Origin of the sequence: Paenibacillus sp. YAF4_2 (assembly GCF_052113225.1) — a bacterium.
Taxonomy (GTDB): Bacteria; Bacillota; Bacilli; order Paenibacillales; family Paenibacillaceae; genus Pristimantibacillus.
Genome location: NZ_JBFRCT010000011.1, coordinates 244,618 through 265,212 on the forward strand (window position 1 = coordinate 244,618; position 20,595 = coordinate 265,212).

Annotated in this window: 20 protein-coding genes and 1 pseudogene; 7 read left to right on the forward strand and 14 right to left on the reverse strand. The window is 47.4% G+C overall.

Annotated features, from left to right (window positions below; genetic code table 11):
- Positions 1–22: 22 nt before the first annotated feature.
- From AB4Y93_RS24295 to AB4Y93_RS24330, 8 genes are all read right to left on the reverse strand, one after another.
- A complete protein-coding gene (locus AB4Y93_RS24295; protein WP_441895818.1) occupies positions 23–1,411 on the reverse strand; it encodes an MATE family efflux transporter in 1,389 nt (462 codons plus the stop codon).
- A 32-nt stretch (positions 1,412–1,443) separates the two neighbouring features.
- Positions 1,444–2,583, reverse strand: a complete 1,140-nt coding sequence (locus AB4Y93_RS24300) for an ROK family protein (protein WP_441895820.1) — start codon at positions 2,581–2,583, stop codon at positions 1,444–1,446.
- 33 nt (positions 2,584–2,616) lie between these two features.
- Complete coding sequence (locus tag AB4Y93_RS24305; protein WP_441895822.1) at positions 2,617–3,804, reverse strand: response regulator transcription factor; 1,188 nt, start codon at positions 3,802–3,804, stop codon at positions 2,617–2,619.
- On the reverse strand, positions 3,782–5,653 hold the full coding sequence (locus AB4Y93_RS24310; RefSeq protein ID WP_441895824.1) for a sensor histidine kinase: 1,872 nt from the start codon (positions 5,651–5,653) through the stop codon (positions 3,782–3,784). Before AB4Y93_RS24310 ends, AB4Y93_RS24305 begins: the two co-directional genes overlap by 23 nt.
- Positions 5,654–5,864: 211 nt before the next feature.
- Positions 5,865–6,665 (reverse strand): carbohydrate ABC transporter permease, encoded by an 801-nt coding sequence (locus tag AB4Y93_RS24315; RefSeq protein ID WP_441895871.1) that lies wholly within the window; start codon positions 6,663–6,665, stop codon positions 5,865–5,867.
- A gap of 93 nt (positions 6,666–6,758) precedes the next feature.
- Complete coding sequence (locus AB4Y93_RS24320; RefSeq protein WP_441895826.1) at positions 6,759–7,649, reverse strand: carbohydrate ABC transporter permease; 891 nt, start codon at positions 7,647–7,649, stop codon at positions 6,759–6,761.
- 118 nt (positions 7,650–7,767) lie between these two features.
- Positions 7,768–9,141: an extracellular solute-binding protein gene (locus AB4Y93_RS24325; RefSeq protein ID WP_441895827.1), complete on the reverse strand. Its 1,374-nt coding sequence runs from the start codon at positions 9,139–9,141 to the stop codon at positions 7,768–7,770.
- Positions 9,142–9,411: 270 nt separating this feature from the next.
- A complete protein-coding gene (locus tag AB4Y93_RS24330; protein ID WP_441895829.1) occupies positions 9,412–10,599 on the reverse strand; it encodes a polysaccharide deacetylase family protein in 1,188 nt (395 codons plus the stop codon).
- A gap of 190 nt (positions 10,600–10,789) precedes the next feature.
- On the opposite strand from AB4Y93_RS24330, the gene AB4Y93_RS24335 reads away from it, so the two are divergent.
- Entirely contained in the window at positions 10,790–11,413 is a 624-nt protein-coding gene (locus AB4Y93_RS24335) for an NAD(P)-dependent oxidoreductase (RefSeq protein WP_441895830.1), read from the forward strand.
- A 68-nt stretch (positions 11,414–11,481) separates the two neighbouring features.
- Here AB4Y93_RS24335 and AB4Y93_RS24340 read toward each other — a convergent pair whose 3' ends face one another.
- A complete protein-coding gene (locus AB4Y93_RS24340; RefSeq protein WP_441895831.1) occupies positions 11,482–11,967 on the reverse strand; it encodes a glutathione peroxidase in 486 nt (161 codons plus the stop codon).
- A gap of 182 nt (positions 11,968–12,149) precedes the next feature.
- Here AB4Y93_RS24340 and AB4Y93_RS24345 point away from each other — a divergent pair, with 182 nt between their 5' ends.
- The 6 genes from AB4Y93_RS24345 (at position 12,150) to pepT (ending at position 17,237) form a co-directional block, all read left to right on the forward strand.
- Positions 12,150–12,590, forward strand: a complete 441-nt coding sequence (locus AB4Y93_RS24345) for a MarR family winged helix-turn-helix transcriptional regulator (RefSeq protein ID WP_441895833.1) — start codon at positions 12,150–12,152, stop codon at positions 12,588–12,590.
- Between the two features lie 145 nt (positions 12,591–12,735).
- Positions 12,736–13,104: a GntR family transcriptional regulator gene (locus AB4Y93_RS24350; RefSeq protein WP_167281118.1), complete on the forward strand. Its 369-nt coding sequence runs from the start codon at positions 12,736–12,738 to the stop codon at positions 13,102–13,104.
- Positions 13,101–14,000 (forward strand): ABC transporter ATP-binding protein, encoded by a 900-nt coding sequence (locus AB4Y93_RS24355; RefSeq protein ID WP_441895836.1) that lies wholly within the window; start codon positions 13,101–13,103, stop codon positions 13,998–14,000. The genes AB4Y93_RS24350 and AB4Y93_RS24355 overlap by 4 nt, the downstream gene beginning before the upstream one ends.
- Entirely contained in the window at positions 13,997–14,677 is a 681-nt protein-coding gene (locus AB4Y93_RS24360) for a hypothetical protein (RefSeq protein ID WP_441895837.1), read from the forward strand. The genes AB4Y93_RS24355 and AB4Y93_RS24360 overlap by 4 nt, the downstream gene beginning before the upstream one ends.
- A 124-nt stretch (positions 14,678–14,801) precedes the next feature.
- Positions 14,802–15,842, forward strand: coding sequence for a Glu/Leu/Phe/Val family dehydrogenase (locus tag AB4Y93_RS24365; RefSeq protein ID WP_441895839.1), 1,041 nt, complete (start codon positions 14,802–14,804; stop codon positions 15,840–15,842).
- Positions 15,843–16,004: 162 nt separating this feature from the next.
- Complete coding sequence (gene pepT / locus AB4Y93_RS24370; RefSeq protein WP_441895841.1) at positions 16,005–17,237, forward strand: peptidase T; 1,233 nt, start codon at positions 16,005–16,007, stop codon at positions 17,235–17,237.
- On the opposite strand, the gene AB4Y93_RS24375 is transcribed toward pepT, so the two are convergent.
- From AB4Y93_RS24375 to AB4Y93_RS24395, 5 genes and pseudogenes are all read right to left on the reverse strand, one after another.
- Complete coding sequence (locus AB4Y93_RS24375) at positions 17,238–17,852, reverse strand: flavin reductase family protein (RefSeq protein WP_441895843.1); 615 nt, start codon at positions 17,850–17,852, stop codon at positions 17,238–17,240.
- 18 nt (positions 17,853–17,870) lie between these two features.
- Complete coding sequence (locus AB4Y93_RS24380) at positions 17,871–18,479, reverse strand: alpha/beta hydrolase (protein ID WP_441895845.1); 609 nt, start codon at positions 18,477–18,479, stop codon at positions 17,871–17,873.
- A 98-nt stretch (positions 18,480–18,577) separates the two neighbouring features.
- The gene (locus AB4Y93_RS24385) at positions 18,578–19,531 is read right to left on the reverse strand and encodes a VOC family protein (protein WP_441895847.1); all 954 of its coding nucleotides are present in this window, start codon (positions 19,529–19,531) and stop codon (positions 18,578–18,580) included.
- A gap of 100 nt (positions 19,532–19,631) precedes the next feature.
- On the reverse strand, positions 19,632–20,075 hold the full coding sequence (locus AB4Y93_RS24390) for a MarR family winged helix-turn-helix transcriptional regulator (protein ID WP_441895849.1): 444 nt from the start codon (positions 20,073–20,075) through the stop codon (positions 19,632–19,634).
- Positions 20,076–20,214: 139 nt separating this feature from the next.
- Positions 20,215–20,595 (reverse strand): annotated as a pseudogene (locus AB4Y93_RS24395) (peptidoglycan-binding domain-containing protein); the annotation flags it as partial.

Sequence of the window (20,595 nt, forward strand, 5' to 3'; positions counted from 1 at the left end):
GCCATACACTCCTCTACAAATCTTACGTTGCAGTCGCAGCACTGTCCTTCTTTTGAACATGCTTGACGAGTGCATGCTTCTCCCATGCCCGGCTCTTCCAACGGAAGAACATCGCAAAGGCACGAAGCCATTCATCGGCTGCGATAGCCAGCCATATACCTGGAAGACCCATATCGAGCTTGAATACAAACAAATAACCAAGCGGCAGGCTCATGCCCACCATCGATACCATACCTACCCATAGTGGATATTTGGCATCTCCAGACGCACGAAGCGAGTTGACCAGAATAATGTTAATCGTACGGCCAGTCTCAAGTATAACGCTGTAGAGCAGTACTTGAGTACCCAGACGAATAATCTCCGGATCGTTCGTAAACATATTCATAAGTGGTTCGCGGAATATCATCACAAATGCGATCATAACGGCACTTGAAGCAGACGCCCAGCCTGTGCTGTACCATACCCGGTGATAAGCATCCGTCTGGCGCCCTGCACCAATCATCCTGCCTACAATAATAGACGTTCCTGAACCGATCGAGAAGGCCATCAAATAGATAAACATAGAGATATTCGCGGCATATTGGCGGGCAGCAAGTGATTCCTCGCCAAGGAATGTCGCATAATACAGGAATACCATCTGGCAGCCCTGATACATAACCTGTTCAAGAGCGGATGGAATACCGATTCTTAATATTTTGCTAATATAGGCCTTGGATAATGTGAAATAATATCGGATCTTCACTCTAACTTCCATAATGCGATACATCATCCAGAAGAAGACGAGCAGTGCCAGAGCTCTGCTGATCACCGTCGAAATAGCCGCGCCGTGCACACCCATCTCTGAAAAACCGAAGTGGCCGAAAATAAGGGTATAGTTGCCGATCAGATGAACAATATTCATCCCAAGGGATACGAACATCGCTTCCTTCGTAAACCCATGTACCCGGATAATAGCAGATATCGAATTAATAAGCGCCTGCAGGAAAATGAATCCGCCAACAAAGGACAAGTACGTCTTCGCATGCTCCAGCACTTCGCCGTGCAGATTAAGGCTTTGCAGAATCAAACCATTAAACACAACAAATACGATACTCATTACGAGGCCAACCGCAACGTTAAGCGTAATGCTAAGCGCCGAGATTTTGGCCGCTTCCTTCATTTGTCTCGATCCGATATACTGCGCGACAACAATTGACGCACCGTTACCAATAACCTCGAGGACGAGGAGTGCGATAAATAAATACTGATTAGAGGCTCCGACGCCGGATACCGCATTATCGGATATCGCGCTCAGCATAAAGGTATCCGCAACACCCATTAGCATAAATAATAATAATTCCAGGAATATGGGCCATGTCAGGAAAAATAAATGAAACTCCTTGGATGGCCTCTCCGCTTGTGCGGCCGTCATGCTGTCACCTCTTCTATTATGTCGAAATCCTTCTATGGCAGCTGCATCAGTACCATCACAGCCGCACCAGCTGCGACAGCTTCTTCCTTGAGTACACCTTGTGAGAACAACGGCTTATATTGCGGGTAATAATACGTGTGGCTTCTAGCAACCTCGACTGCTGTCTCAAACACACTCTCATGAGCATTAATGAGCGCTCCCCCGAGAATAACCTGCTCCGGATGCAGCACATTAATCAAATTTGCCAAACCGATACCGAGGTAAGCGGCTGCTTTCTTAAATTTCTCTTGAACAACCGCATCGCCAGCTGACAAAGCGGAGACCAGCAGTTCAAAGCTCCACGGTTCGTTTTGTTCCCGGACCTCATTCTCAATGACATGGACAGATACAAATGACTCCAGTGCACCGTCAATAGAACTGCCCGGATTAGCGGGATCACCAGCCTGAATAATCATCCGGCCAATAGCCCCTTCCATATCGGTCGCACCATAGACGAGCTGGCCATTCGACATCACGGCTGAGCGGAGGCCGGCGCCCACATGCACGTAGAGCATATGCTGGTAGTGCTCGCTTCTAAGCGCCCAATGTTCCCCAACCAGCGCAGTATTGGCACCGTTATCAAGCAGAACAGGGAAACCGAGCCGCTCCTCCAGCCGCTCGCAGATCGGGAGATTATGCCAGCCTTGAGCAGGGAAATAGACGGGATCTAGAATCAAACCCCGTTCACGATCAAGCGGACCTACCGCACCAACGCCCATTCCAACAATGTTTGATTGCTCAAGTCCATGCTGCTTCATAAACTTCCGAACAGCGGATTGCACCTTGCTCATAAACACATCCGGCGTCATGCTCTCATCCATTTTCCAACGTATGGCTGACAGCCTGTTCATATGCATGTCGTACAGCCCCATCGATGAATAGATCCGCGAAATTTCGAGCCCAAACAAATACCCATAGGTTGGATTCGTTTCGTACAAAATAGGTCTTCTGCCGCCAGTTGAGCTGCCACGTCCACTCTCCTGCAGCCGCTTATCGGCGATCATATCATCGAGCAGCCGCGTCATCGTGCTGCTCGACATATCAAATTCCTTCATCAGATCTGCCCTGGATACAACGCCCCGCTGCGCAATATAGGTGTAGACCCGGTTGGTTGGTGTTTTGTTAATGGACATAGGACTCCTTCTTCTATCCAATCATTGTTCGGATTAAAGCTGCTTCTCTACGCCATCCATTCGATGGCTCTGTCGAAACTCGGAAGGTGTCTCCCCATACTTTTTACGAAACAGCTGGGAGAAGTGACGCATATCTTGATAGCCGATCCGCTCGGCAACATCAGCGAGCTTCAGCTTCGGATTAAGCAGCATTTGCTTCGCCTGTTCGAGTCTAAGGCCGATGACATATTCTTTGAACCCTGCGCCGGTCTTCTGTTTGAACAGCTGACTGAAGTAGACCGGATTCAAATAAACAATGGACGCCACCTTCTCCAGAGACAGATCGGCGTGGTAATGCGTACGAATATATTGCAGCGCGACCTCTATCGATTGATCGCTGCCGCTGGCATAATGCTCATAGACTGCCGTTGATGAGGCTTGGCGCATCCGCTGCACCTCGCCTGGTACCGCATTAATATCCTTGATAAGGTCCGTATGCATAATTTGAAACGGCACACGCAAATATTTGATCAGATGGGCACGAAGCTCCTCCAGCAGACCCGACATTGTCGCACCCTCCGGAAGGGTAACCAGACCAAGAAGACTTTTGCTGTCATAGATCGTGACGAAGCCTTGACCATACTTTTCAATCAATTCGCCAAGCACGTTCTCAATCATGAAATGTTCAAGCTGAACAACCTTGTCGCTCTCCATCTTCACCATAATGAGATGAAAATTGGAATAGCTGTCCATAAATGGTGTCATATCAAAGCGGCCGATATCAAGACCTTGAGCCCAGCGCTGGAATACCGCTTCCCGCAAATAGTTGCGGTTCATCTTCAGAAGCTCTGCTTCCTCCATAAGCTCCCGCTCGCGCTCAATCTCGCCGCTTATCTTCTCGATCATCTCGCCCAGCACTTCCTTGCCAATCGGCTTCAGCAAATAATCCTTTGCCCCTAGTCGTACCGCCTCTTGTGCATAGCTGAATTCCGAGTAAGCGGAGATCACCACCCACTTCACATGTGGATAGATGGTGCGAGTCAAATTCATTAATTCAAGCCCCGTCATCCCCGGCATCAAAATATCGGTCAGTACAATATCAATTTGCTGCTTCCGCAGCTGTGCAACCGCCTCTTCGGCATTTACAGCCAGAAAAGTGCTGTAAGCCGGAAACTTATTACTTAATGTCCGCTGGATGCCGTCCCGTATGACGGTCTCGTCATCCACGATTAATATGTTCATCGCCCGATTGACCTCCTCTTGCAGGCAGCGGTATTGCGATAATAACCGTCGTCCCTGTTCCTAATTCACTTGTAATCCGCATGCCATAAGGCTCACCGTACATCAACACAATACGACGATGCACATTTGGCAAGCCAATACCTCTTCTTTCCTTGCCTTCCGGCAAAGGATAGTTTCGGTTAAGACCCGAATGCTGCAGCATTGTCTGCAGCTCTTTCAAGGCGCCTTCCTCTATGCCAACTCCATTATCTTCAATGACGATTCGCAGCTCATTAGCTTCTTCATCCGCCACCGTATACACCCGCAGAAGTCCAGGACGGTCAAGCGGTTCAAGGCCACTCTTCACCGCATTCTCAATAACAGGCTGAATCGTCATCTTTGGAATAATCGCATCGAGCCACATATTGTCCACCTGAATCTCTGTGCTTACGCGGCCAACAAGGCGATTCTCAATAATCGTCATGTAATGTCGCATTTGCTCAAGCTCCTGGCGAAGTGTTGTCTTCGAGGCTTCTTCCCAGTCACTACTATAACGGAACATATGCGACAATGATAAAATAACCCTGCCCAGCCGATCATTCTCACGCTCGTCCAGCATCCAATAAATCATGTCCAGCGTATTGTACAGGAAATGCGGGTTCACCTGAGATTGGAGCGCCTGCAGCTCTGCGTTCTTTTCACTTATAGAGGAGAGGGTTATGCGTTCAATTAGCTCATCCATTCGTAATACCATTCGATTAAAGGAAGATACCAGGCTGTTGATCTCCTCGAATGATTTGACGTCCACCGAACCTCTAAAGTTACCCAGCTCCACCTGCTTCATCTCTCTGATCAAGAGCTTCAGCGGAGAGGATATATTCCGCGAGATCAAGGTTGCCAGCATAATCGATAACAAGATGACCGCGATAATGACAGCCAGCAGATACAATCTAGTCTGCACCAATTCTTCGCTAATGTCTGCCTTTGGTGTCAAGCCGAATACCGTCCATTCCGCTACAGCTGTTTTGGCAGCAACAATTAATTGATTCGTCTTATTATCAACAACGATCTCATTACCCTTTGGTCTAGGCAGCCCATTAAAAGAAGGAACCACCTGCGGCTCCCCACTATTTGGCTCCATCGACAGATCATCCTGATTTTTATCCGTTGATGCGATAACGCTATTGTTCTTATCAACAATAAATACCCGGCTGTTTGGGCTGATCGACGCGTTAGATAAGGCGGATAGAATCGGATTTGGATCCGACTCAATCAAGACGATACCAACTGGCTTATAATTGTTAAGATCATATAGCTGACGTCCAAATACAAATACAGGCTCTGGCAGCATGCTGTTAATAACCGAGCCTTTCGTTAAGCCAAGCCATACCATCTCGCCTTTTGAGTTTTTAAGCTTGCTATACCAATCAGCAGACGTGTAATCCTGATTGACCAGGCCGGCGAAGCGTCGTTCATAGTTGTACAGCTTGCCGCCGTTGGTCATGACATGGATGCCTACAATATCATCTCGCGAAAAGTATGCGGCTCCAATAATATTCGTAATCGCCCGCTCATTCATGACACTGACGCTTATATTCTTCTCATTGTCTGCTTCCTTGAGCAGTCTGGTCAATTCATAATTACTGTTAAGTGATTTGGTCACGCTGTCATATCCCTCAAGAAGCAGATCAAATAACCCTACCGTTTGGGAGACGTTCTTTTCCGCAAGATCACTGATTTTCGAATGAATGATCTGAGTTGTCTTCTGATAATAGAGGAAGCTGACCAAGATAAGCAGCGTCATCATTGATGAAAACAGCAATAAAAACAACCGATTCTGTATAGAGTGCATACCACGATAACGCGCCAACTTTTGATCCTCCTAAAAGAATTATCACAAAAAGAGCCCTATTTCGGCCGTTTGTGATGATTCTTACTTCGTAAGCATAAAATTTTCTGGATTTTTGCTCATTCCCTCATTGTAACACATGGCGAAACGGTTGCGCTGACCTTTGGCCGCGCAACCGTTTCGTATAGCAAAAATTTATAATTCCTTAAAATTCAAAAAAGCGGGAAGGGGATTAACCCTTCACCGCACCTGCTACCATACCTTTTGTAATCTTATCTGCGAGCAAGAAGTAAATGACGATAACCGGCAATGCACCAAGTACGAGGAATGCACCGATCGCACCGTAGTTTACCGAGTATTGGCTGACGAAGCTGTATACCCCAAAAGGTAAAGTCTTCAATCGTTCGCTCGAGATAAATGTTGCTGCCAGGATGTACTCGTTCCAAATGTTAATGAAGGTCAGAATACATACCGTCATCATCGGCGGAACCGATACCGGCAGGATGATGTTCCAGAAGATCCGGAAGACGCCTGCTCCGTCCACGATTGCCGATTCTTCAATCTCATTAGGAATCGACTTCATAAATCCGCTTAGAATAAATACGGCAATTGGCGTCTGGAATGCAACGTAAGGCAGAATAAGCGACCAATGCGTATTCAGAATATGCATGTTCTTGAAGATAATCATCAGTGGTAAAAGTGTTGCCTGCATTGGGATCATCATCCCGATCAGGAAGATAACCATAACCGTCTGACCGTATTTCCACTTGAAGCGGCTGATGGCAAATGATACAAGCGAGCTGAGGAACAAAACGCCAGCCATTGTAATCAATGTAACTTTCAAGCTGTTAAGCAGATATTTAACGTAATTGCCCGACTCCATTGCAGCACTATAGTTGCTCCACTGTAGAACATGCGGCAGAGCGAAAAATTGCCCGGACAAAATTTCTTCGTTAGTCTTTAACGAGTAGATCGCCAGCCACAAGAGCGGATACAATTGGGTGACTATCAGAGTTGCCAGAAGAATCCACATCAATATTTTCCCGATCGAGAACTTTCTTTGTGGCTTAATTCTTGGCAACACTGCTGTAGTTGTACTTTGGCTCATGGTCGTATCCCTCCTTCATTACGTGTATTTCCGTTCCAGACGGTTGAATCCGTAGTTGATAACCACTGTTGCGACAAGACAGACTACAACCAGAATGGCTGCAATGGCACTTCCGTATCCATATTTCATCGACAAGATTGACATTCTGTACATATGTGTCGCGATAACGTCTGTTGCGTTACCAGGACCGCCGCCTGTCATAACCATAATCATGTCGAACGATTGAAGCGAGCCAATAAAGGCAAGGACAATCGAGATTTTGAAGATCGGAACGTTCATTGGCAATGTAATATGCCAGTCAGCTTTCAAGCCTTCAGCGCCATCAATTTTGGCTGCTTCATAAATATCCGACGGAATGTTCTGAATACCCGTAAACTGAATGAGAGTATGATAACCAAGGTATTGCCACAAAGCTACGAAGTACAAGCTGTACATCGCGATATCTGGATCTGTCAACCACTGCTGCGACAAGCTGTGAAGGCCTACCCAGTCAAGCACCTGGTTAAGCATTCCGCCCATGGACGCAGGGTTGTAGATTGTTTTCCAAAGTTGTCCGATAATAACAACCGACAAAATTACCGGCATAAAATAGCTGGATACAAGGAAATTCGGCTTCTTGACGAAGCGGCTAAGTAAAATTGCGACAAACAAAGCGATTGGAATTTCAAGCATAGAAAATACTGCAAACATCAAGGTATGGCGTACAGCTGGCCAAAATACGGCATCATGGAATAACAATTTGTTGAAGTTGTCCAGACCAATAAATTTCGATTCGCCGATCCCGTTCCAATCAAGTGTGCTGGTATATAAGGAAACGATGATTGGAACAAATACCAGACAGACATAGAGTATCAAACACGGCAGCACGAACAGCGCTATCGTTAATTTCGAAACCTTCAGTACGTTCATCTCGTGTGCCCTCCTATCTTTTAGCTATTTTTTTAACATCAGTACAAAAGGGGTTCCTGGGAGAGAACCCCTTTCGCACCGTGCGCAGCTTTTTATACTTTCATCTGTTGTTTAAAGCTTATTTATTGCTTTCGTAAGCCGTTTGGTGCTCTTTTGCAACTTCAGCAGAATCTTTCTTCTGAACGAAGATGTTTTGAAGGGCAGTCAAGTGGCCTTGGGAAGTACCAGGGTTCATTGTGTTATCGAACGACAGGTCGCCGCCTTTAACATCTTTGAACAGGTCCAGTACACTAATCGCCATGTCGGAGTAGCCAGCAGCTTTGAAGTCGCCGTCAACTTTTTGAGCAAGACCTACAGCACCTTTAACTGCGAATGCTTCTTTAGGGAAGTTCAGCATGAAGTAGTTCAGGAAATCTTTAGTTTCTTGCAGGTGTTTGCTGTCTGCAGAGATCGCGAATGCGGAACCTGGAGCAAGCATGAATTGGTTAGGGTCGCCTTTGCCGTTTACAGTAGGGAATTTGAATACGCCTACTTTATCCTTCAGAGCTTCAGATGTTTCGATACCGCCAGTTGCCCACGAACCCATGTAGTACATTGCAGCTTTACCCGTTTTAAAGATGTTCTCACCAGCGTTATAGTCGAACGATGTAACGCCTTCTTGGAACGCGCCTGCTTGGATCAGGTTTTGCATAGCGTCTACAGCTTCAACGAATGCTGGATCTTCGAATGTTTTCTTACCAGCTACAACATCAGACAGGAAGCCAGGGCCGCTGTTTGTGCGAAGCAGGATGTTCATGAACAGGAACGAACCCGTCCAAGTATCTTTTTCACCGATTGCCATTGGCTGGATGCCTTTAGCTTTCAATGTTTTAACGTCTGCGATCATTTCTTCGAATGTTTCAGGCGTTTTTGTAATGCCTGCTTGCTGGAACAAATCTTTATTGTAGTAAACAACGCCGATGTTGTTGCCATCTGGCAATGCGTACAGGTTGTTATCGAATGTGTAGAAGTCAAGAACGCCGTCTTGGAATGTATCTTTCAGGCCGTTTTGCGCAACCATGTCGTTCAGCGGTGCAAACAGTTTTGCATCAACATACGGCTGCATTTGAGCTGCCGGGTTAACGATTGTGATGTCTGGTACTTCATGCGAAGCTGCTTGTGTTTTGAGTTTTTGTTTTTGTTGGTCCGTATTCAGGGAGTCCAGCTCGATCTTCACGTTAGGATGATCAGTTTCGTATTGGGATACGATTTTTTTCATCATGCCGTTTTTCGGATCAGTTGGATCTGGGTAAATGTTTTGGAATGTAATTGTAACTTTCTCGTTGCTTGCTGGTTTCTCTGTAGCAGCATTAGTTGCACCTGCGTTATTGGAAGGAGCATTGCTTTCTTTGTTGCCGTTGTTATTGCTGTTCGATCCGCAAGCTGTCAAGCTAATCGCCAAGGAACCTGCAAGAACAAGACCTAGAACACTCTTCATATTCATTTTAGCCATTTGTTTATCCCCCTTGTTTGTTATGTTCTTATTATCATGAAAACTGCAAACCCTTACAATGTGTGAACTTAGGATATCAGGTGTGTTTTCTTTAGGTCTTGAGATTCTCCCCTTAAATCTCCCCCTGATCGAATCCTGTCGAATGATATGGCTGAGTACCATTATTATTTGTTTCGCCTAAAACGGAATATCCTCGTCAACAGGGATTGCCAATGAAAAAGAGCCGCATTCCCCAGGTCCAATTGACCATAGGAATGCGGCTCTTTTGTCCTAAACCGTAATCTTATACTGCTTCCTTAATTTGCTCCAATGCAGCTTCATGCCTTTCATCTTACAGTATTCCTTCAGTGGAATCATGACACCGTCTGGCCCTTTAAACGGCTGTTCCTTAAACGATGCTTCCTGACCATCTACATGAACGGTAACCGCGGCGTGATCCAGTGTCAGTGCCTTCAGCTTTTCCATCAGCTGCTTCGTTGACTCTCCCGCTCTGGAACCATTCACTCGGAAGCCGTTCGTCTGCCCTCGTTCATTAATCCCTTCTTTGACCGTAAAGGATAAGGTAATGCCAACCTCCTTCAATATATCCAGCACTTCTGCATTATAGGCTCCATATGGAAAAGCGATGATACTTCGCTTGTTTCCAAGCTCTGCTTTCAGACTTTGCTCAGCTTTCTCCAAGTCGGTCTTTACGCGTGTATGGTATTCCTCATCTGTCTCGACACGATTCTCTTTCTTCAAATATTGATGCCGTGTGAGCACTGGCTTCGATAATCCGTCAGCACGCATCACACCGTATTTGTGGCTGTCGTATGTATGATTATAGAAGGACATGCCGGACTTCTGCATTTCCCGCATTTGGTCCCATGTCATTTTAGGCCGGCCTTTCTTCGAAGGATTGTCGGCACCTGATACGATAACGAAATTCACGGCAGGATAAGCGTATTCTTTCAATATAGGATAAGCTTCCTTATAAAAGCTCTCATAGCCGTCGTCAAATGTCAGCAGCACGGCGTTGTCCGGAACATTCCCCTTGTTGTCAATAAAATCAGCATATTGATCAATGGAGATGATGTGGAACCCTTCCGATTTCAGTTGCTCCATTTGCTCCTTGAATGAATCAATTGAAATCGCTGATTCTGCTCCCGTTGGATCTGGAGTCTCCGATACATCGTGATACATTAATACAGCAACTTTATCTGAGAAATACACTCCGCTGCTTTGTTTATCTTTAAGTGTCCACTCCAACTTCGATTGAAAGGTTGATTCTAGGAATGAGGCCGGTACCATAGGTTGGCCATTGACCACATCCACAGCGGGAGGCTGCTTCACCTTTTCACCGTTGACGTAAAAGCTGACCGTCTTCGCATCTGCCGGAATGGAACATGCGGCAATCAGCCATAGGCTCATCATTAATAGAATAGGTTTCATCCAATTGGCAACACTAGTCCGAATCATCTTCTTACTTCCTCCTAAATAAAAAACCATTTAATTGTTACAATTTTTACAGATACTGGACGCCGATAGGCAAAAAAAATATCCTGCAAGGATTGCTGTTCTCTAATTCTAAACGCAGCTTGTTACTGGAAAGTTGCGGAATTATGATAAAATTTTAATGCGTATTCTATTATATATGGAGAGTGAAGAAATGAACATTGCTATTTTCGGAGGGACAGGCCGGGTCGGGAGACTGATTATAGAGCGTGCTCTTCAGGAGGGGCATACCGTCACCGTCCTCGTTAGAATACCAGATAAATTAAGAGATTTGGCCGGCAGCAGCTTAAAAATAGTAGAAGGAAATGTGCTCGACAGCGATGCCGTTCACCAGACGCTCCAAGGCTCTGAAGCGGTCATTAGTAGCTTAAGCACGGATGGCGGAACAACGCTGTCGCAAAGCATTCCCCTTATTATCGAGGCTATGATTAGACTTGAGATCAAACGAATCGTGGCGATTGGAACAGCGGGGGTGCTAAACAGCCGAACGGAGCCTGGCCTGCTCCGCTATCAATCCAGTGAATCACGAAGAACACTCACGAGAGCTGCGGAAGAACATCATAATGTATGGCGTCTATTAGAGGGGTCTGTGCTGGATTGGACATTGGTCTGCCCGACTTATTTGCCGGACGGACCATCCGAAGGCAGTTACCGGGTAGAGGGAAGTTATTTACCGGAGGATGGGAAGAGGATTACAACAGGTGATACTGCGGCATTCGTCTATTCGCAATTATTTAGCGATGCCTATTTAAGGTCTCGTGTTGGCATTGCTTATTAAACGGGGAAAATGGGAAAAGCCAAGGCATGCAACGTTATTCATACCTTGGCTTTTCAGATTAGGGTATATTAATTTTGGCCAAGCAGCGTCTGGATCTCGTTGTTGATCTTCTCCGGCGTAACATTGGGACCAAACCGTTTAACGACTTTGCCTTCTTTATTCACGAGGAATTTCGTGAAATTCCACTTGATCCGCTGTGAGCCAAGCAGCCCGCGTGCATCCTTCTTAAGCTTCTGGAACAATGGATGCGCGGTATCGCCATTCACATCAATCTTCGCATACAGCGGGAAATTAACGCCGAAGTTCAGCTCGCAGGACTCAGCGATCTCCGCATTATCCTCAAGCTCCTGGTTCATAAACTGACCGCTTGGGAAGCCTAGTACAGCAAAGCCCTGCTCCTTGTAATGATCATGCAGCTTCTGCAAGCCTTTGAACTGCGGGGCAAATCCGCATTTGGTCGCGGTATTCACAATCAGCAACACTTGGCCTTTGTACGGCGCAAGCGTTTGCTTCTCACCTTTAATCGTCTTCAGCTCGATATCATATAAGGACATTTCAGAACATCCCCTTCGAATAAATTGTTATTAATTAAATTGTATAAAATATAGTTGCGATTGTCAAAGGCATTTTCTTTCTTTTGACACGTTATAAGCGCGGTGCTACAATACAATCACCCAATTAATTGCATACAATTTATATAGATCTATACGGATCGAAAAGGAGGATTCGACAAGCTGTGAACAGCGATGAACTGCTGAAGCTCGATAATCAGATTTGCTTTGCCTTTTATGCTTGCTCGCGGGAAATTACGAAGCTGTACCGCCCGATTCTTGCCGAGCTTGGCCTCACCTATACGCAATATATTACGCTTCTTGCTCTATGGGAGCAGGATAATGTCTCAGTAAAGGAGCTTGGAGCAAAGCTGCTGCTGGATTCCGGCACACTTACTCCCCTGCTGAAGAAGCTGGAGTCCATGGGACTGTTGACAAGGGCCCGTGACAAGTCCGATGAACGGCACTTAATTGTTCGTTTGACGGAGAAGGGACATGAACTCCGCAAGCAGGCTGAATGCGTTCCAGGCCGGTTGTATGCAGGAACCGATATTGAATCGGAGGAGCTCATCGCTCTCCGTAAACAAGTGCAATCACTGATGAACAAGATTAACGAAGCTACTTAATAGGCTCTAGAAGCAGGTTGTCTGTCACGTACAGGCGGCCTGCTTTTTTTTTTTGCGTGCGGCCCATTGACTCTTATTATTTATTCTTGTATAGTTGGTTACACGAGTAATCAACCAGTTAGGTTGTGAGAGGTGATGTTAACGTATGACTCTAATCATCGATGACAGCCGTCCCATCTTCGTACAAATTGCCGAACGAATTGAAGATGACATCATCCAAGGACGACTGCCTGAAGAATCACAAGTACCTTCAAAGAACGAGTTCGCCTCCTTTTATCAGATTAACCCTGCAACTGCCGCGAAAGGCGTTAACCTGCTGGTGGACGAAGGAATCCTGTATAAGAAAAGAGGGATTGGAATGTTTGTAGCTACAGGTGCCCGCGCCGTACTGGTCGAGAAACGCAAGGAGCAATTTTTCGAGCAATACGTGGTGACGATGCTGCGGGAAGCCGAGAAGCTGGGAATATCAGCAGATCAACTAACAGATATGATTCGGAGAGGGGATGCCAAATGACAAACCATGTTGTAGAAGTGAAGCAGTTAACCAAGTCCTATGGAAAAGTGACCGCTGTGAACGAAGTTTCGTTCACGCTTGAGCCGGATAAGATTTACGGGCTACTCGGAAGAAACGGCGCCGGCAAAACAACGATTATGCATATGATTACGGCCCAGTTGTTCGCAACAAGCGGCGAGTTGAAAGTATTCGGGGAAGAGCCCTATGAGAACGCAAAGGTGCTCAGTCAGATCTGCTTCATCAAAGAGAGCCTGAAATACCCGGATAACTACATGGTCAAGGATGTGCTTGAGCTGTCCGCTTCCCTCTTCCCGAATTGGGATAAGGAATATGCGAACTCGCTGGTGAAGGACTTTCAGCTGCCTCTGAAGCGCAGAATGAAAAAGCTGTCCCGCGGTATGCATTCCTCCGTTGGTATTATCGTCGGGCTTGCCAGCCGCGCGCCACTCACTATTTTTGATGAGCCGTATCTTGGTTTAGACGCCGTTAACAGAGCACTGTTCTATGACCGGCTGATTGAGGACTATTCCGAATATCCGCGTACGATAGTATTGTCTACTCATCTCATTGATGAAGTAAGCCGTATGCTGGAGCATATTATCGTCATCGAAGGCGGGAAGATTCTAATTAATGAAGATGCTGAGGAGCTGCGCGGATCAGCCTATACGGTGGCTGGTACGGCAAGTGCAGTGGAAAGCTTCATCCAAGGAAAAATGGTCATTTCACGCGAGCCATTTGGCGCTCTGCTGACAGCAGGTGTGTTCGAGAGGCTGACCGGTACCGACCGGAAAAAGGCAGAATCTCTTGGGCTGCAAATCGCTTCCGTATCCTTACAACAGCTGGTCGTGCAGCTAACGAATAAGAAACTTGAGACCAAAGGGGGCTCCCGATCATGAATCGAATCACGAATGTGATAAAGCTTCATAACCGCGACAAACATGCCTGGATGACTGTCCCTGCCGGCATTCTTGCATCCAGCTTTATCGTAAATCTGATTATCGGCTATGGAAGCGGAGTTGAGATTTATACCGGCGGCTTATCGTCGATCTTCATCTATATGTTAGTCCTTGGTATTATCGTCATGCCACAGACCTTTCCGTTTGCCATCAGCTTCAGCGTCCGGAGAATCGATTATTTTATAGGAACCGTCTTGAATGTCCTGCTCTCTAGCCTAGTCTGGACTCTAATTCTAATGTTGTTGTCTGGCATTGAGGAAGCAACTAACTACTGGGGTGTGCAGCTTCATTTCTTCAGTCTTCCGTTCCTCTCTGACGGCAATATCGCTCAGGAGTTTCTAACCGATTTCGTGCTTCTTCTGACTCTGTTCTTGTCGGGCTTATTGATCGGAAGTATTTTCCGAAAATTCAGAGCAATCGGATTGTTTATTACCAGTTTGGCCGCAATGGTCGTGACAACCATTCTTGTTGTTCTCTCCACGCTTAACGACTGGTGGGATCCGATCTGGAATTGGCTGAAGGACATTACGGCATTCGAGCTGTCGCTATGGTTTCTGCCGTTTGCCCTATGCTTCGCCATCATTTCTTATCTGCTGATCCGCAGATCAACGGTTTAATCATTTAAATAGAAAAATAATCGCCCCCCTTACTCAGACATCCTGTGTCATCGGCTATTGCTGTTGAATACAACGGTAATACAATGCTGCCGGAATGACAGATGCCTGTTAAGGGGGATTTTTTATGGATTTGCGGAGCTTGATGAGCCTTGATGACTATGAGCGCCTGGAGGTAATCCAGGATGTACAGAGCGGACTAACCGCAATAATTGCAATCCATAATACAAAGCTTGGCCCCGCACTTGGGGGCTGCAGAATGTGGAACTACCCTTCCGTCGAGGATGCTGTTAAAGATGCTGTTCGCCTCGCACGGGGGATGACGTATAAATCAGCTATGGCGGAGCTGCCCTTCGGCGGCGGCAAGGCCGTTATTATCGGGGATCCAGCAAGGCATAAGAATGAACGCTTATTCCGCGCTCTTGGACAGTTTATCGATCGGCTGCAAGGCGAGTATGTGACCGGGATGGATGTGGGTACAACATCCACTGATATGGATTGGGTTGCTAAAGAAACTCGGCATGTGACCGATGTATCCGGCTCGCTTGGAGCTTATGGCACCTTCACAGCCGACATGACAGCTTACGGCGTGTTTTTGGGAATGAGAGCCTCGCTCAAGAAGGTAGACGGTTCAGAAAGCTTGTCCGGTAAAGTAGTCGCGGTTCAAGGGCTTGGGAAGGTTGGTATGTTCCTCTGCCATTACCTGGCTCTATCGGGAGCAAAGCTGGTTGTATCGGATTTGAATGAGGAGCTTGTCCAGAAGGCTGTCCAGCAATACGGGGCGCGGGCAGTAAGTGTCCAGCAGATTACACAGGAGCTTTGCGATATTTATTCCCCTTGTGCACTTGGAGGCATCATTAACGACAAGACGATCCCAGGTTTCCAATGCAAAATTATTGCCGGAGCGGCTAATAATCAGTTGGCGGAGGATCGGCATGGCGATGAGCTGCACAGACGGGGCATTTTTTACGCGCCGGACTACGTGCTTAACGCTGGCGGCATCATCGTCACCGCGGCCGAGCTTAATAACAACTCCCCATCCTACGCCCGAAGCTGCGTCGAACGGATTTACGGTACGGTTGTGAAAGTGTTCGACTACGCCGATCAACATGCCGTGTCCAACGCCAAGGCTGCGAACCAACTGACCGAGCAGCTGCTTAGCGTGTAAGCGGCGTAAAGCGCATCATTGAATAACTCAAAATGGCTGCTCCTCTGGTCGATACGACCGTCAGGAGCAGCCATTTTGCATTAAGGCCAGCATTCGATTTCTTCCTTTCTCTCCTTTATAATGATTGCATAGGCAAGTTATTGTGAAGGGAGCTGGATCTAAATGAAAGAAGAAATTATTAAACGACTGACCTCTTATGTCATCGTAGATACCCAATCTAATGAGGAGAGCGACACCTGCCCCTCTACGCCCGGTCAGCTTACCCTTGCTAACCAGCTCGTAGATGAGCTGAAAGCCATCGGGATGGAAGACGTAACAATGGATCCGAATGGTTATGTAATGGCAACTTTGCCTGCAAACTCAGATAAACAGGTTCCGACGATCGGATTCCTCGCCCATGTAGATACAGCTACTGATTTTACCGGTAAAAATGTAAAGCCGCAGCTCGTCGAATACGAAGGCGGCGACATTACACTGAACGAATCGCTTGGTGTCGTTTTGTCAACGAGGGACTTCCCTGAGCTCAACCAATACAAAGGCCATACGCTCATGACTACAGACGGCACAACACTGCTTGGCGCCGACAATAAAGCCGGTATTGCCGAGATCATGACGGCTATGGCTTACCTGATTGCAAATCCGGACATCAAGCATGGCAAAATCCGCGTAGCGTTCACGCCGGACGAAGAGATCGGCCGCGGCCCTCATCGCTTCGATGTAGAAGCCTTCGGCGCTAAGTACGCTTACACTGTTGACGGCGGTCCGCTTGGTGAGCTGGAATACGAGAGCTTCAACGCGGCAGCAGCCAAGATCACGGTTAATGGCACGAATGTGCATCCCGGCACAGCCAAAGGTAAAATGGTCAACTCCATGAAAATCGCTATGGACCTGAACAGCCGGCTCCCAGTAAATGAAGCACCTGAGCATACGGAAGGCTATGAAGGCTTCTACCACCTGAATACATTGCAAGGTGATGTTGAGCAGACGAAGATGTCCTATATCATCCGTGACCACGACCGTGAAAAGTTTGAAGCGCGTAAGGCGAATATCTCGGCGATCGTCGATGAAATGAAAGCCATTCATGGCCCGAATAGCATCGTTCTTGAGCTGAAGGATCAGTACTACAACATGCGCGACAAAATCGAGCCGGTCTTCCAAATCGTCGAAATAGCCCGCGACGCAATGAAGAGCCTGGATATCAAACCGATCATTAAGCCGATCCGCGGCGGTACAGACGGCTCTCAGTTATCCTATATGGGACTGCCTACTCCGAATATTTTTACCGGCGGCGAGAATTACCACGGTAAATTCGAGTATGTGTCTGTCGATAATATGGTCAAATCAGTTCAGGTTATCGTTGAGATTATTAAACGGTTCGAACAGCAAGGCGAGTAATTACGAGGGTCTTTCTACTTCGAACAGCTCGCCAAGCTTCGCATAAGATGCACCTGCCAGCCGGCTTACTGGCTGGAGTGCAGCCGCATCGATATGATTCCGTTCATCACAAATGGATTCATCGAGATGATAGCTGACGACACGGCCGATCAAAAGGTCACAGGCAGGTGCTTCTGCCGTACCTCCGAGCGGGATTACCTGCTCCAGAATGCATTCCATCCGGACTTTGGCTTCTGCAATACCTGGAACCGAGATGTGTTCACTAGAAACCGCAGTAAGTCCTGCAAGAGCAACCTCGCTCTCTTCCGGCGGCAAGCTAGCCGCTGTGACATTGAGCTGCTGCACATAGGCTTCATCTGCAATGTGGACGACAAATTGTCCACGTGCGACTGCATGACGAGAGGTATCCTTCGGGATACCTTTTTTACGCTGCACAGAAACAGAGATCAGCGGTGGGTCTGCCGTAATGATATTGAAATAACTAAACGGGGCTGCGTTAAGTACGCCATCCTCCGACAATGTCGTGACCAAGGCAATAGGCCTTGGAATTATCGTGCCTGTAAGCAGCTTGTAATTATCCCGCTCACTTATTTCTTCTGCATCAATACGAATCATGTTCCCGCCACCTCTCTCTTATTGAAACTGCTCTTTATACCAAGCTGCAGCTGCTGCTACCTCGGTACGTGTAAGCTGATGACCGAACTGCTCCCAATGAACGGCAACAAATGCACCGGCACCGCTTAGCAGCCCTTCAAGCTCATTCGACTCCTCTGCCGAGCAGATTGGATCATTAACACCAGCCCCGATAAATACAGGTACTCCGGATAGATCCGGCAGCTCTAGGCCGCGAATCGGAACCATCGGATGATGCAGAATGGCACCACGAAGCGAGTCTTTATAGTGGAAGAGCAGACTGCCTGCAATATTCGCTCCGTTGGAATATCCGATAGCTACCAGATTGTGCCGGTCAAATCCGTATTCTGCTGCAGCCTCATCTAGAAAATCATTTAATTCCTTTGTCCGGAATACAAGATCCTCCAGATCAAATACCCCTTCCGCAAGGCGGCGGAAATACCGCGCCATGCCATTTTCCGATACATTGCCTCGAATACTGAGCACGGAAGATTCCGGTGAAAAGCCTGCTGCAAGTGGCAGCAAATCATGCTCTGTTCCGCCAGTGCCATGGAAGAGAACGAGGACCGGCGCTGCCGGATTCGTTCCTTGTTTGAATATATGTTTCATCTCTATTCCTCCTAAAATGAATTGTCACCCAAGTGGCCATATCCTGACCGGTTGTGATGATTCATGCTTCGTAAGCATAAACCTCTTTCTTCCCTGTATTATCGATCCAGTTCCATTACCCGTACATCAAACGGTGTAAGCAGCTGTTGAATGCTATCACGATGTTGTTCGTACCATGCTGGCAGCATCAGTTTTTCTCCAAGATGCTCGACTTCTTCGTCACGTGCAAAGCCTGGAGGATCAGTCGCGATCTCGAATAGGATACCGCCTTGCTCACGGAAGTAGATCGCGTTGAAGTATTGACGGTCCACAATCGGGGTTGGCTGGAAGCCATTCTCTGCTACATGCTGCTGCCAAGCCACATGCTCAGCATCGTCTTTCGCTCTCCAAGCGATATGGTGGACGGTGCCGTGGCCGCCATGGCCAGCCGCCATTGGTTCCGTATTCACATCGATGATATTGCCCAGTTCACCAAACGATTGGAAACGAGCTAAGCCATTCTCTTCATCAACTTTCGACAGACCCATTACATACTCTAGCAGTTGTGCAGTTGCGGCTGGATTTGTGCTGTACAGAATCGCGCCGCCAAACCCTTTGATTGCATGCTCAGCGGATACACCGCCAAACGACCATGTGCTTCTTGGACCGTCTTCACGCGCCACCAGTTCTACAAGCAAGCCGTCCGGATCAGCGAATTGCAGGTACTGCTCGCCAAAACGCGAGGTTTCCTGGAACTCGATCGAGAATTTCAAAAGGCGTTCTCTCCAGAAGCCAAGCGTACCTTCCGGAACAACATAAGTGGTGTAGCCAACTTGCCCGCCGCCAACTACGCCTTTACGAGAGTTTTCCCAAGGGAAGAACGTAATAATTGTGCCTGGGCTGCCGACTTCATCGCCGAAGTACAGATGGTACACTTCCGGTGCGTCGAAGTTGATTGTTTTTTTCACCAGTCTTAGACCAAGTACCCCTGCGTAAAAGTCAGTTGTTACCTGAGGGTTTTTCACAAATGCTGTAATATGATGAATCCCTGCTGTACGTTGGTTGGTTGTCATAAATTCCACTCTCCTAATAGTTGTTTTGAATTTTTTAAGAATCTTTAAATTAAGATATAGGGTATACCATGCTGTATGATTATTACGACCATCATCATTCCTACTTGAAGGTCGTCTGTGCAAACTTGCCTAACTTCTTAAGAAGCGCACTTGCTGCCTGCTTCTCTTCGACTGTCAGCCCTCCAACCGCCTGATCAATAATAAGGGTATGTTGAGGGAAAACTTCTTCGATAAATTGGGTGCCCGCGTCCGTCACTTCGGCGTATATGAGCCGTCGATCCTCTGTTGAAGCTCTGCGACAGACATAACCTTTCTTCTCCAGCTTATCAATCACATAAGTGATGTTGCCGCTGCTCATCAATACCTTCTCGCCAATCTGCTGTAATGGCTGCGGACCTTTATGATAGAGCAGTTCGAGTACCCCGAATTCGGTCCGGTTAAGGCCATGCTTACGGATGTCACGATCAGCATGAGCATTCACCCATTGGCTTGCTCTGGCAAGCGCGATGTAAAGATCCAGTGATTCATCTTTTTCTTTTTCCATTGGCCCGCCTCGCTTTCGTTTATCTTAATTTAAAGATACTTTATTTAAAGCCACTTGTAAAGGGGTATTTGAAAAAAATTTTGAAAGGGCTGTCCAACTCGTGGACAACCCTCTATACAATCGTTCCGTAAGCAATAGCTTAACGGAGATTAGGTGCCGAATTCTCGCCTGGTGCTTTGTTTGGCGCTGGGTTTGCTGATTTAGGTGCAGCATTTGGTGCCTGATTGTTCGGCGCAATGTTGTTTCCACCGCCGCCAGTGCCACCGCCTGTACCGCCACCGCCAAATCCTTTGCCACCCTTGCCGCCTTCTTGCATTTGGCCGCCACCGCCACCAAATCCTTTGCCGCCCTTGCCGCCTTCTTGCATTTGGCCGCCACCGCCGCCAAATCCTTTGCCGCCCTTGCCGCCTTCTTGCATTTGGCCGCCACCGCCGCCAAATCCTTTGCCGCCCTTGCCGCCTTCTTGCATTTGGCCGCCACCRCCGCCAAATCCTTTGCCGCCCTTGCCGCCTTCTTGCAT